The sequence below is a fragment of the Streptomyces sp. M41 genome (genome assembly GCF_043673425.1).
In the GTDB taxonomy this organism is placed as follows: domain Bacteria; phylum Actinomycetota; class Actinomycetes; order Streptomycetales; family Streptomycetaceae; genus Streptomyces.
In genome coordinates, this window is the sequence record NZ_JBIMKE010000039.1 from 27,567 (window position 1) to 40,678 (window position 13,112).

8 protein-coding genes and 5 tRNA genes are annotated in these 13,112 nt (G+C 69.4%); 7 read left to right on the forward strand and 6 right to left on the reverse strand.

Annotated elements, in window-relative coordinates; genetic code table 11:
* Positions 1 to 226 precede the first annotated feature (226 nt).
* The 4 genes from ACHBTE_RS32395 to ACHBTE_RS32410 form a co-directional block, all read right to left on the reverse strand.
* Positions 227 to 299 (reverse strand) — tRNA-Lys (locus tag ACHBTE_RS32395).
* Between the two features lie 246 nt (positions 300 to 545).
* Positions 546 to 2,684, reverse strand: a complete 2,139-nt coding sequence (locus ACHBTE_RS32400; protein WP_394728695.1) for a DEAD/DEAH box helicase — start codon at positions 2,682 to 2,684, stop codon at positions 546 to 548.
* A gap of 330 nt (positions 2,685 to 3,014) precedes the next feature.
* On the reverse strand, positions 3,015 to 3,560 hold the full coding sequence (locus ACHBTE_RS32405) for a hypothetical protein (RefSeq protein WP_394728697.1): 546 nt from the start codon (positions 3,558 to 3,560) through the stop codon (positions 3,015 to 3,017).
* A gap of 141 nt (positions 3,561 to 3,701) precedes the next feature.
* On the reverse strand, positions 3,702 to 4,052 hold the full coding sequence (locus ACHBTE_RS32410; protein ID WP_394728699.1) for a metallopeptidase family protein: 351 nt from the start codon (positions 4,050 to 4,052) through the stop codon (positions 3,702 to 3,704).
* A gap of 84 nt (positions 4,053 to 4,136) precedes the next feature.
* Here ACHBTE_RS32410 and ACHBTE_RS32415 point away from each other — a divergent pair, with 84 nt between their 5' ends.
* The 7 genes from ACHBTE_RS32415 (at position 4,137) to ACHBTE_RS32445 (ending at position 10,879) form a co-directional block, all read left to right on the forward strand.
* On the forward strand, positions 4,137 to 5,735 hold the full coding sequence (locus ACHBTE_RS32415; protein ID WP_394728701.1) for a metallophosphoesterase: 1,599 nt from the start codon (positions 4,137 to 4,139) through the stop codon (positions 5,733 to 5,735).
* Positions 5,736 to 5,815: 80 nt separating this feature from the next.
* Positions 5,816 to 5,888: transfer RNA gene (locus ACHBTE_RS32420), tRNA-Glu, on the forward strand.
* Positions 5,889 to 5,925: 37 nt separating this feature from the next.
* Positions 5,926 to 6,000: transfer RNA gene (locus ACHBTE_RS32425), tRNA-Asp, on the forward strand.
* A gap of 24 nt (positions 6,001 to 6,024) precedes the next feature.
* Positions 6,025 to 6,098: transfer RNA gene (locus tag ACHBTE_RS32430), tRNA-Phe, on the forward strand.
* 140 nt (positions 6,099 to 6,238) lie between these two features.
* Positions 6,239 to 10,222, forward strand: coding sequence for an ATP-dependent RNA helicase HrpA (gene hrpA, locus ACHBTE_RS32435; RefSeq protein WP_394728704.1), 3,984 nt, complete (start codon positions 6,239 to 6,241; stop codon positions 10,220 to 10,222).
* A 95-nt stretch (positions 10,223 to 10,317) separates the two neighbouring features.
* Positions 10,318 to 10,392, forward strand: a tRNA-Asp gene (locus ACHBTE_RS32440).
* A gap of 289 nt (positions 10,393 to 10,681) precedes the next feature.
* Positions 10,682 to 10,879: a DUF6274 family protein gene (locus ACHBTE_RS32445; RefSeq protein ID WP_394728706.1), complete on the forward strand. Its 198-nt coding sequence runs from the start codon at positions 10,682 to 10,684 to the stop codon at positions 10,877 to 10,879.
* 578 nt (positions 10,880 to 11,457) lie between these two features.
* On the opposite strand, the gene bldC is transcribed toward ACHBTE_RS32445, so the two are convergent.
* Positions 11,458 to 11,664, reverse strand: a complete 207-nt coding sequence (gene bldC / locus ACHBTE_RS32450; RefSeq protein ID WP_003949541.1) for a developmental transcriptional regulator BldC — start codon at positions 11,662 to 11,664, stop codon at positions 11,458 to 11,460.
* A 554-nt stretch (positions 11,665 to 12,218) separates the two neighbouring features.
* Positions 12,219 to 13,061, reverse strand: coding sequence for a hypothetical protein (locus ACHBTE_RS32455; RefSeq protein WP_394728710.1), 843 nt, complete (start codon positions 13,059 to 13,061; stop codon positions 12,219 to 12,221).
* Positions 13,062 to 13,112 lie beyond the last annotated feature (51 nt).

A 13,112-nucleotide genomic window follows, 5' to 3' on the forward strand; every position in this document is an offset into this window, starting at 1 on the left:
CCCTCCCCGGTGAGCACGAACCCCGACGACCTTCCCTATGACTGCTCCGAGCCCTCACGCTTCCTCGGGCCCGCACAGCGCCGGCAACCCGGGTCCGCACGGGGCAGTCCGCCGTACTCGACAAGGGCGGTGGGACCGCCGACAACACGAACAGCGCCCGGGCCGACCGAAGCCGACCCGGGCGCCGCACAGCAGGCCAGAGGGCAGATTGCCCGCCTGCGAACCGTAGGCCCTGTGGGACTCGAACCCACAACCAATGGATTAAAAGTCCACTGCTCTGCCAATTGAGCTAAGGGCCCAGGCGATGTTGCCACCCCGAGCATAGCCGGACGTGGCCGCGACGCCGATCGGGTATCCGGGTCACGGCCGCGTCGGCGGTGGCGGAGGGCGGCCGAATGAGCCTTCCTGCACCGGAGTGCTATGGATTGACCGGTTCGGGCGCCCCAGGCAGCAAAACGCCGAAGGGCCCGCACGACATCCGTCGTGCGGGCCCTTCCGGATCAGTCGGCGTCAGCCGCCGGCCTCAGGCGCAGGGGGCTGCGGCCTCAGCCGTTGCGCTTCCAGCGCGGCTTGTCCTCGCGGCGTCCGAAGGAGCCGCCGCCGCGGTGGTCGTCACGACGGCCGTACGGACGCTCGTGGCCGCCGGAGCGGAAGCCGGGGCGGTCGTCACGGCGGTCCCGGTTGAACGGGCGGTCGCTGCCCCGGTGACCGCCACGCTCGTCGCGCCGGTCGAAGGAACGGCCCGCCGGCCGGTCGTCGCGGCGGAAGCCACCGCGGTCGCCGTCGCGGCGCTCGAAGGAACGCCCACCACGGTCACCGTCGCGGCGGTCGAAGGAACGCCCACCACGGTCACCCCGGTCGTCCCGGCGGAAGCCACCACGGTCGCCGTCGCGGCGCTCGAAGGAACGCCCACCACGGTCACCGTCGCGGCGGTCGAAGGAACGCCCACCACGGTCACCCCGGTCGTCCCGGCGGAAGCCACCGCGGTCGCCGTCCCGGTCCCGACGCTCGAAGCCACGGTCACGGTCGCGGTCCCGGTTGAACCCGCCCCGGTCGTCACGCCGCTCGAAGGAACGCCCGCCACGGTCACGGTCGAAGGAACGCTCACGGTCACGGTTGAATCCGCCCCGGTCACCCCGGTCGTCCCGACGCTCACGACGCTCGTACGGCGCCGAAGCCTCCGCACGCTCGCCCCGCTCGACGTCCTGCGCCACCGGCTGCTCGGGCACCGTCACCTCGACGGCCTCCACCGCCGCCGCCTGCGCCTCGGCCACCGCGGCCTCGGGGTCCTCGCCCCGCTCACGCGCCACCCGCGCCACCAGACGGTCAGCCTCTTCACGCAGCTCTCCGGCACGCCGCTGCGCCCGCTCCAGCTGCTTCGTCAGCTGGGCCACCTCACGCTCGGCCTGCTGCGCGGCATTGCCCGCCGACTCGGCCTGCACCTCGGTCATCGAACGGGCGCCGGTGATCTCCGCGACCTCGGGGTCGAAGGCGTTGCCGCCCTGGATGATGTGGCGCGAGGCGTCGACGCCCGCGTCCTCCATCAGCCGGAAGATCTGCCGGCGCTGGTGCGGCAGGGACAGGGAAACGACCGTGCCGGTGCGGCCGGCGCGCGCCGTACGGCCCGCCCGGTGCAGATAGTCCTTGTGGTCGCCGGCCGGGTCCACGTTCAGGACGAGGTCGATGCCGTCGACGTGGATACCGCGGGCGGCGACGTCGGTGGCGACGAGCACGTTGACGTACCCGTCCTTGAAGTCGGCCAGCGTCCGGGTCCGCGCGCCCTGCGTCATACCGCCGTGCAGCGCGTCGGCCTTCGCACCCGCGTCGCGCAGCTGCTCGGCGACACGGTCGGCGCCCAGCTGGGTGCGGACGAAGATGATGGTGCGGCCCTTGCGGGAGGCGATCGCGGCGGTGACCGGCGCCTTGTCCTTGGGCTTCACGATCAGGATGTGGTGCGACATGGTCGTCACCGCGCCCTGGGCCGCGTCCACCTCGTGGCTGACCGGCTCGTTCAGGTAGCGGTCGACGAGGGTCTGGATCTCGTTCTCCATCGTCGCGGAGAACAGCATCCGCTGACCGCCCGCCGGAACCTGGTCCAGCAGCTCGGTCACCTCGGGCAGGAAGCCCAGGTCGGACATCTGGTCGGCCTCGTCGAGAACGGCGACCTCGACATCCTCGAGGGAGCAGGCGCCGCGGTTGATGATGTCCCGCAGCCGGCCCGGGGTGGCCACCAGCACGTCGACGCCCCGCTCCAGGGCGTAGATCTGGTTCCCCATGGACGTGCCGCCGCAGACGACCTTCATCTTCAGGCCGAGCTGGTCACCGTACGGCTGAAGCGCGTCAGCGACCTGCATCGCAAGTTCACGCGTCGGAGTGAGGATGACCGCGCGCGGCCGGTGCTTCTCGGTACGGCCACCGGACAGCCGCGCCAGCGTCGGCAGACCGAACGACAGCGTCTTGCCGGAGCCGGTGCGGCCACGGCCCAGGATGTCCTTGCCCGCCAGGGCGTCCGGGATGGTCGCCGCCTGGATCGGGAAGGGGGTGGTCACGCCGTTCTGCGCGAGCTTGCGCACGACGCCCTCGGGAAGACCGAGGTCGCCGAAGGTGACCGTGGGGGTCTCCTCGACCGACTCGTTCTCGCCGTTCTCGGGCACGACGACGTGATCAGTACTGGAAATGGACATGCGTATGCGAAACCTTCCGGAGTCTCGTCGGCACGCGCCCGTCAACTCCGTGATTCGCAATACGACCGCCTCAATGCGGTCAGCCACGGCAAGGGAGAGTACGCGCCACACGGCGCGCTCTGCGATGGCGCCGGGCAAATGGGATCAAACGATCTACCACCATACGCACCCCAGGCCCCCCGAGGCAAACCGACCGCCACCCATGTAGGCAACGTCACTCGCCACCATCCCCAGCGGCCCACGACCGGCCGCCCCACCCCCAACGGCCGAGCACCGACCGCCCCGCCACCACCGGCCGAGGACCGCCCACCCCGCCCCGCCCGCACTGCCTCACACCGGCGACCCCGCCGCCGGAGCGGGCTCCCGCTGCACCAGCTGCGGCCCCGCCTCCTCATGCGCCGACGACGACGGCTCCGCCTGCGTGGGCGTCGGCGTCGGCGACGCCGGCTGCTCCGTCGGCGTGGGCGGCGGATCCGGCGTCCGCGTCGGCGACGGCTCCGCCGGACGCGTCGGCCCCGGCTTCTCGCTCTGCCCCGGCCGCCCCGCCCCGCCCCCCGCGGGAACGGACCCGCTCACCTCCACCGAAGGCCCTGCGGACGGCGACGCCGACTTCCCGCCCCCACGCTTCCCCTTGCCCTTGCCCTTGCCGTCCTTCTCCCGCTGCCGCTTGCCGCCCTCCACATGCGCCGCCGCCCCGGACCCGCCGCCCGACACCGCCGACCCGCCGTCCGGCGCCGCACCCCCACGCAGCCCCGCCGAGGGCGACGGCTTCGCCCCACCCCCACCACCGTCGTCGCCGACACTCATACAGCCGGCGGCAGCCGCGACAGCCACCACCGCCGCAGCCAGACGGACATGAACGTACAAAGGGCGCACGGGGAGCCACCTCCAGGGCGGGCGAGAAGTCAACCTGCCCAACTCCCGCCGCCCACAAGAGGACACGCGCCCCGCAGCACGGCCCCCGCGCCCCCCGTCAGCCGCCGCCCACCCGTACCTCGGCGCACGCGGCCGGACGTCTCACCCGTACCCGAGCGCATGCAGCCGGGCGTCGTCGATCCCGAAGTGATGCGCGATCTCATGCACCACCGTCACCTCGGTCTCCTCGACGACCTCCTCCCGCGACCCGCACATCCGCAACGTCGGCCCGCGGTAGATCGTGATCCGGTCCGGCAGCACCCCCGCGTACCACTCCCCGCGCTCCGTCAAAGGAGTCCCCTCGTACAACCCGAGCAACTCGGGGTCGTCCGCCGGCGGCTCGTCCTCCACGAACACCGCGACGTTGTCCATCAACCGCGTCAACTCCGGCGGAATCCGGTCCAGCGCCTCGGCGACCAGTTCCTCGAACGCCTCGCGTGTCATCTCCAGCACAGCCCCATTGTCCGGCACCACACCCCGGGAAGGAGCCGCCAACGGCCCCGCATATCCACCCCCGCACCCGGGCATACGGGATCAATGGCCCGCGTCCCCGCCGCAGTCCTGAAAGCCCTCGGCCGCCTCCCCGGCGCCCCGCGCGCCCTCGCCCGCCGCTACGCCACCCGCCGACCCCACCCCACACCCGAGCTCGTCACCCAGCCCCACCCCTGGACCCGGGCGCTCGGCCTCGTCACCGTCGTCCTGATCGGCACCTGGCTGGGCCTGCTGATCGTCGGCAACGTACGCGTACCTGTCGGCCCCATGAACACCACCATGACGCTGCGCCCGTCACTCACCGGCGGCACGAAGATCAACATCTCCCCGCTCGGCGCGCTCCAGCTGAACAGCCACATCGCCCCCGTCCGGCTGGACGTCAACGTCGACCAACTGGACCCCGATCGCGCCCAGGCCCTCGTCGACCACCCCGAACGGCTCTCCGGGCTCCAGGACGAAGTCACCCAGGACGTCACCCACGGCACCCGCGACCTCGCCCTGCGCAGCGGCGTGGCCGTCGTCACCGGGGCCGCCGCCCTCAGCCTCGCCGTCTACCGGCGCCCCCGCCACGCCCTCGCGGCCGGCGGCCTCGCCCTCACCCTCCTCGCCGCCTCCGGCGGCACCGCGTACGCCACCTGGAACCCCGAGTCGGTCCTCGAACCCAAGTTCTCCGGCCTGCTCTCCTCCGCACCGTCCCTGGTCGGCAACGCGCGCAGCATCGTCACCGAATTCGACGTCTACCAAAAGGAGTTGGCCCGGCTGGTCACCAACGTGACCAAGCTCTACGACGCCACCTCCACACTCCCCGCCTACGCGCCGGACCCGAGCACCATCCGCGTCCTGCACGTCTCCGACATCCACCTCAACCCGGCGAGCTGGAAGATCATCGCCTCGCTCGTCGAGCAGTACCGGGTCGACGTGATCGTCGACTCCGGCGACACCATGGACCACGGCACCGCCGCCGAGAACGGCTTCCTCGACCCCATCGAGGACCTCGGCGCGCCGTACGTCTGGGTCCGCGGCAACCACGACTCCCGCGAGACCCAGCGCTACCTCCGCGACCTCAAGAACGTCCACGTCCTCGACGACGGCAAGGCCAAGACCGTCGCCGGCCTGCGCTTCGCCGGCATCGGCGACCCCCAGTTCACCCCCGACCGCTCCCAGGTCCCCGGCGGCGACGCCGCGAACGAACTGGCCGGCGCCCGTCTCGCCACCGCCCTGCGCGACCAGAAGGCCGACGGCACCCCCGTCGACGTCGCCGTCGCCCACGAACCGGTCGCCGCCCAGCAGACCGACGGCGAGGTACCCCTGGCCCTGGCCGGCCACATCCATCACCAGGAGATGGAGGTGCTGCCCTACGGCACCCGCCTGCGCATCGAAGGCTCCACGGGCGGCAGCGGACTGCGCGCCGTCGAGGGCAAGCACCCCGACCCGATCCAGACCTCGATCCTCTACTTCGACCGCGACACCCGCCGCCTCCAGGCCTGGGACGAGATCGAACTGGGCGGCCTCGGGCTCACCACCGCGGAGGTACGACGCCACCTGGTCGAGGAGAACCAGCCCGGCGCGACCGACACCCCGACCGACACCCCTGCCGACACCTCTGCCGGCTCCCCGACCGCCCCCGGCAGCCGCTCCCCGTAAACCGTTTTGGCGATACCTCCCGCCATCCCATATGCTTCTCACGTCCCCGACGCGCTGAGAAGCGCCCAGGCGGGCCGATAGCCCTCATCGTCTAGCGGCCTAGGACGCCGCCCTTTCAAGGCGGTAGCACGGGTTCGAATCCCGTTGGGGGCACGCAGTACGGTGTGCGACACTGTCGTACGCATCGCAAGGTCCTGTGGAGCAGTTTGGAGTGCTCGCCACCCTGTCAAGGTGGAGGCCGCGGGTTCAAATCCCGTCAGGACCGCAAAGGCTTCGAAAGAAGCCTTGCGGCTGGGTAGCTCAGTTGGTACGAGCGATCGCCTGAAAAGCGATAGGTCGCCGGTTCGACCCCGGCCCCAGCCACAGCAAAAGCCCCGACCTTCGGATCGGGGCTTTGTTGTGTTCCCGTGCTTCCGGGCTCATCCGCCTCATCCGCCGCTCGACCGCCCGCGCGGCAAAAGCGTTCGCCACAGATTTCGGTGGGATGAGATCCTGGATCGCGTATGTCTACGCACCCTGCCCCCGCCCTCGGCGCCTTCGCCTCCCGCCTGAACGAGCTCTCCCTGCGTGATGCGCAGCGGCTCGGCCGGCGGCTCGAAGGTGCGCGCAAGATCCGTAAGCCGGAGGCGCGTGCCGCTGTGCTCGCCGAGATCGAGGCGGAGATCGCCAAGGGTGAGGAGCGCATCGCCGGCCGGCGGGCCCGGGTGCCCGAGGTGGCGTATCCGGAGCAGTTGCCGGTCAGCCAGAAGAAGAGCGACATCGCGGACGCGATCCGTGACCATCAGGTCGTGATCGTCGCCGGTGAGACGGGGTCGGGAAAGACGACGCAGATCCCGAAGATCTGTCTGGAGCTCGGACGCGGTGTACGCGGCATGATCGGGCATACGCAGCCGCGTCGTATCGCGGCGCGTACGGTCGCGGAGCGGGTCGCGGAGGAGCTGGACACCCCGCTCGGGGAGGCCGTGGGCTGGAAGGTCCGGTTCACCGACCAGGTGAACCCGGACGGCACCTTCATCAAGCTGATGACGGACGGCATTCTGCTGGCCGAGATCCAGACGGATCGTGAGCTGCGCGCGTACGACACGATCATCATCGACGAGGCGCACGAGCGGTCGCTGAACATCGACTTCCTGCTCGGGTATCTGGCTCAGCTGCTGCCGAGGCGGCCGGATCTGAAGGTCGTCATCACGTCGGCGACCATCGATCCGGAGCGTTTCTCCCGGCATTTCGGTGATGCGCCGATCATCGAGGTCAGCGGGCGTACCTATCCCGTCGAGGTGCGCTACCGGCCGCTCCTCGAGGAGGACTCGGACGACACCGACCGTGATCAGATCACCGCGATCACGGATGCGGTGGAGGAGTTGATGGGGGAGGGGAAGGGCGACATCCTCGTCTTCCTCTCCGGTGAGCGGGAGATCCGCGACACGGCGGACGCGCTGACGAAGAAGCAGTACCGCTTCACCGAGATCCTGCCGCTGTACGCCCGCCTGTCCCACGCGGAGCAACATCGCGTCTTCCAGCCGCACACCGGGCGCAGGATCGTTCTGGCGACCAATGTGGCGGAGACCTCGCTGACCGTCCCGGGTATCAAGTACGTCATCGATCCCGGGTTCGCGAGGATCAGCCGGTACAGCCATCGCACCAAGGTGCAGCGGCTGCCGATCGAGGCGGTCTCGCAGGCCAGCGCCAATCAGCGCAAGGGCCGTTGCGGCCGGACGAGCGACGGTATCTGCATCCGGTTGTACTCCGAGGACGACTTCGAGGGCCGTCCGGAGTTCACGGACGCGGAGATCCTGCGGACGAACCTGGCCTCCGTCATTCTTCAGATGACCGCGGCCGGGCTCGGTGACATCGAGAAGTTCCCGTTCATCGACCCGCCGGACCATCGCAACATTCGTGACGGTGTGCAGCTTCTTCAGGAGCTGGGGGCGCTGGATCCGTCGCAGAAGGATGTCCGGAAGCGACTGACGGACATGGGCCGCAAACTGGCCCAGCTGCCGGTGGATCCGCGGCTGGCGCGCATGGTCGTGGAGGCGGACCGGAACGGCTGTGTGCGTGAGGTCATGGTCATCGCGGCTGCGCTGTCCATCCAGGATCCGCGTGAGCGTCCGGCGGACAAGCAGGCGCAGGCGGATCAGCAGCACGCCCGGTTCAAGGACGAGACGAGCGACTTCCTCGCGTATCTGAACCTGTGGCGGTATGTGCGCGAGCAGCAGCGCGAGCGAGGTTCGTCGTCGTTCCGGCGGATGTGCAAGCAGGAGTATCTGAACTTCCTGCGCATTCGTGAGTGGCAGGACATCTATACGCAGTTGCGTACGGTGGCCAAGCAGATGGGCATCCACCTCAACGAGGACGACGCTCCTGCCGACCGGGTCCATGTCTCTCTCCTCGCCGGTCTGCTGTCGCACATCGGCATGAAGGACGTGAAGGAATCGAAGGACTCGGGTCCGGGTTCCGGTGGGCGCAAGGACGGCGGCCGTAACGAGTACCTGGGTGCCCGGAACGCCAAGTTCGCGATCTTTCCCGGTTCGGCCCTGTTCAAGAAGCCGCCGCGTTTTGTGATGTCCGCGGAGCTGGTGGAGACGAGTCGGCTCTGGGCCCGGGTGAACGCCCGGATCGAGCCGGAGTGGGTGGAGCCGCTCGCCGGGCATCTGCTGAAGCGCACGTACTCGGAGCCGCACTGGGAGAAGGACCAGGCGGCGGTGATGGCGTTCGAGAAGGTGACGCTGTACGGCGTGCCGATCGTGGCGCAGCGCAAGGTGAACTACGGCCGGGTCGACCCGGAGGTCAGCCGGGAGCTGTTCATCCGCAACGCCCTGGTCGAGGGTGACTGGCGCACGCATCACAAGTTCTTCGCGGACAATCGCCGGCTGCTCAGCGAGGTCGAGGAGCTGGAGCACCGGGCGCGGCGCCGGGACATCGTGGTCGACGACGAGACGCTGTTCGACTTCTACGACCAGAAGGTCCCGGACCATGTGGTCTCGGGCGCGCACTTCGACTCGTGGTGGAAGCGCAAGCGGCATGAGCAGCCGGACTTCCTGGACTTCGAGCGGGAGATGCTCGTCCGGGAATCGGCGGAGGCGGTCACCAAGGCGGACTATCCGGACTCCTGGCGGCAGGGCCAGCTGAAGTTCCGGGTGACGTATCAGTTCGAGCCGGGCGCGGACGCGGACGGTGTGACGGTCCATGTTCCGCTTCAGGTGCTGAACCAGGTGACGGGCGACGGCTTCGACTGGCAGATCCCCGGTCTGCGCGAGGAGTTGGTGACGGAGCTGATCCGTTCGCTTCCGAAGCCGATCCGCCGCAACTACGTGCCGGCGCCGAACTTCGCCAAGCGTTTCCTCGATGCCGCGGTCCCGTTGCAGGAGCCGTTGACGGTGACGATGGCTCGGGAGCTGAAGCGCATGGTCGGGGTGCCCTTCACCGCCGACGACTTCGACTGGTCGAAGGTTCCGGATCATCTGCGCATCACGTTCCGGGTCGTCGACGAGCGACGCCGCACGCTCGCGGAGGACAAGGATCTGGAGGCCCTGCGGCTGCGGCTGAAGCCGAAGGCGCGTAAGGCCCTCTCGCAGGCCGCGGCGGCCACGGCGTCCCGTGCGGGCGGTGAGTCGTTGGAGCGCGGGGGCCTGACCGACTGGACGATCGGCTCGCTGACCCGGGTCTTCGAGACGCGTCGCGCCGGTCAGCCGGTGAAGGCGTATCCGGCGTTGGTGGACGACGGCGACACGGTCTCGGTCCGGCTCTTCGACACGGAGGCGGAGCAGCAGCAGGCGATGTGGAAGGGCACGCGTCGGCTGATCCTGCGCAACATCCCGGTGAACCCGGCGAAGTTCGCGTCCGAGAAGCTGACGAACGCCCAGAAGCTCGCCCTGTCGGCGAATCCGCACGGCTCGATCCAGGCCCTGTTCGACGACTGCGCGACGGCGGCGGCGGACAAGCTGATCGGTGACTTCGGGGGCCCGGCGTGGGACGAGGAGTCGTACCGGAAGCTGTACGACAAGGTGCGCGCCGAGATCGTCGACACCACGGTGCGTACGGTTGGCCAGGTGCAGCAGGTCCTGGCGGCCTGGCAGGCCGCTGAGCGGCGTTTGAAGGCGGTGGGCAGTCCGGCGCTGCTGGCGAACCTCACGGACGTGCGTAAGCAGCTGGACGCTCTTGTGCGGCCCGGTTTCGTGACGGAGGCGGGCCTGCGGCGGATGCCGGATCTCATGCGGTATCTGATCGCGGTGGACCGTCGTCTCCAGCAGATGCCGACGAACGTCCAGCGGGACACCACGCGGATGGAGAAGGTCCACGAGATGCAGGACGAGTACGGCTGGCTGCTGGAGCAGATGCCGCAGGGCCGTCCGGTGCCGCAGCAGGTCCTGGACGTCCGCTGGATGCTGGAGGAGCTCCGGGTGAGCTATTTCGCGCATGCGCTGGGCACGGCGTACCCGGTCTCCGACAAGCGGATCGTGAAGACGATCGACGCTCTGGCACCGTAACGGGCCGTGTACGCTGGGTGAGTTCGACCAGCGGGCGCACCCTCCTGTACAGTCTCTTCTCGCAGCGCAACGCACGAATCAGCGCCGCGAAACCTGGTCCTGTGGAGCAGTTTGGAGTGCTCGCCACCCTGTCAAGGTGGAGGCCGCGGGTTCAAATCCCGTCAGGACCGCAATAACGAGATCGGCCCGCATCCCCCTCAGGGACGCGGGCCTTTCTGCACCCTCACCGCACTCACCTCCCGCCCCGCCGAGGCGGAGGCCGCGCCCGCGGCGCAGCCGCAATCGGGGACAGCAAATCCCGCCAGGACCGCAAGGGGAAGCAAGGCCCGTACCCCGAGGGGTGCGGGCCTTCTTCGTGTCCGCGCCCCTCGACGGGCTCCCGTGCGCCTTGACGGAGTCACATTCCCTCGGTACTCACAAATCAGGGCACCTTCCCGCGAAGCCCCTCGGAGGTGGCGTATGGCGGCATCGGTTAGGCACGAGACGCGGGCCCTGCTCCGCGCGCACCTGTCCGCCGCCGCCTCCTATCGACGACATCTGACGCGTCACTGCCCGATCTGCCGCCACCTGCTGCGATTGGCGATGGACTCCCCGCCGCGTGCCGCCTGGGTGGTGAAAGGCGAGGTCGTCGAGGAGGAAAGCCCTTCCACGGTGTGACGGTCCGTAAGGGCGCCGGACGGGTCAACTCCGGTGCCGGCATGGGCCGCTGGGGTGGGCTCGCTCTTTTAGCGCACCGGGGTCCAAGGCAACAAGCATCGGGATGTGTGACGGGTGTCACCGCATTGCTTTCACGAAGTGCGGTACTTACAGCCCGCCTACAACTGGTCAATTTAATATGTGCAATTGCACCAGCTTCCGGTACTCATACCGTGTACGCAGAGCGACCATCCGGGGCGGGCCCACAGGAGACCCGATACCCTCACCCAGCCCCCGCCAAGCCCGTCCGCAGGGCCCGCGGGGGCCCCGGGCCGGCCGCCGGGCTTCGCATGCCCCCCACACCCATAGGCCCGCACACACCGGCCCCACACACACTCCCGCACACCCGCGCACAAAAAAGATCGCGCTGGACCCGGCGGAGTCCAGCGCGATCTACGACGCACCCTTGTTGCGTGCCTAAGAGCTCTGTACGGCTCGGGCGTGGGCTCTGTTGGGGCAGAACCCGCGTCGCTTGAAGCTAGTGTCCGGGCGCCGCGGCGAGTTGGGGGAGCCGCCGGTTTGCCCGGTTATGAAGTTGTTCAGGCCTCGCTGCGCTGCTGCGGGATGCCCGCGAGCAGTGCGCGGACTTCGGCCTCGCGGTAGCGGCGGTGCCCGCCGAGCGTACGGATGGAAGTAAGCTTCCCGGCCTTCGCCCACCGCGTGACCGTCTTGGGGTCGACGCGGAACATGGTGGCGACCTCAGCCGGGGTCAGCAGCGGCTCGGCATCAGGGGTGCGAGCGGTCATGAGCGGCCTCCTCGGGAGAACCGAACCTTCTCGGTTCTTTCCTCTAAATTCTGCACCTTGACCCGCGTTGCCCGAAATGGCGGACGCGAGTCGAGTCGGTTATAGGACGAACGGCTTGTCCTCGGCACTACAACTACACCATCTGTCCAGCCGCGTCGGCCAAACCGATGGAATTGCCCTCCCAGGTGTTCATCAGCGACGGATGCCGATGGACCATGCCATAGCGGACAGTCACGCCACTGTGACGATCAGTCACAGTGGCGTGCAGGAGTCTCAAGACCCCCCAAAGCGTGCAATGTCGAGCTAGAGTCCTCCCCGGACTCCTTGTCCTATTTTGGCACGAGGGGGGGTTAGCGGCGCAAGAGCCGCGTACGTGCGGTCCGTCACGCTTACGCGCGTTGCGGCCAGCTTGATGCATACGCCCGGATCGGGTTCTACGTCCGTTGTTGACGAGGCATCAAGAACCCCAGAGCGAGCACGAAACCCCAAAACGGGCGTGTCGTCAAACGCCAGTTCGTTATGTCACACGGTGGGTTACATCACACCAGGCCCGCTCAGTTCGCCGACCGTCGCTCCCGCACCGCCCGCCAACGCTCCACGAGCCGCCCGTAGGCCTCCCCCGCGCCCGCCCCGTCGCCCCGCCGCAGCGCGTCGATGCCGTCGGCCACGTCGGCCGCCGAGTGGTCGTCCTCCAGCTCGCCGGCCGGCAGGGTGTGCACCAGACCGCCGTAGTCCAGCTCGACCAGTGAGCGCGGGTGGAACTCCTCCAGCCAGCGCCCCACGTCCAGCAGGCCGTCGATGAGGGGCCCTTCGTCGATGGCGTCCTTCAGCGTCCGCAGGGCCCGCGCCACCCGCCGCCGCGCCTGCACCATCGGCGTGCGGTAGCGCAGCATCGGGGGAATCTCGCCCGAGCCCTTCTCGAAGCGCCGCTCCCCGTCCGACACCAGCACGAACCAGTGCAGCGGCACCTGCCAGGTCGAGGTGCGGATCCAGGGCCGGGCGTCGGGGTTGCGGGCCAGCCAGCGCTCGTAGTCCTGGGCCGCCTGGCGCCGTACGACCTCCGGCAGGACCGCGTCCAGGACCGGCCCCGGCAGCTCGTCGCCCAGCTCGCCGAGGGCCTGCCAGCCGCGCAGCCGGGTGCGCCACGGGCACACGCACAGCACGCCGTCGACCTCGGCCACGAAGGCGTCACTGCTCTCGTGCACCGGCACGGGGATCGGCGGGGTGGGCAGCAAGTCGGCCAGGGAGCGGCGCAGTTCGTCCTGGTACGAGGGGCGGTCGGCACGGCGGGCGTAGCGGTCCCAGTGGCCGCGCTCCGGCTCGGGGAAGGCGGCCAGTGGCTCGTACACCCGCAGATAGGCCGCATACGGGACGATCACCGAGGACACCTTGGGCACGCCTGCTCCCTCCCCCGCCGTCTGCCAGGAAAACCTGCGAAACCCGCTCAC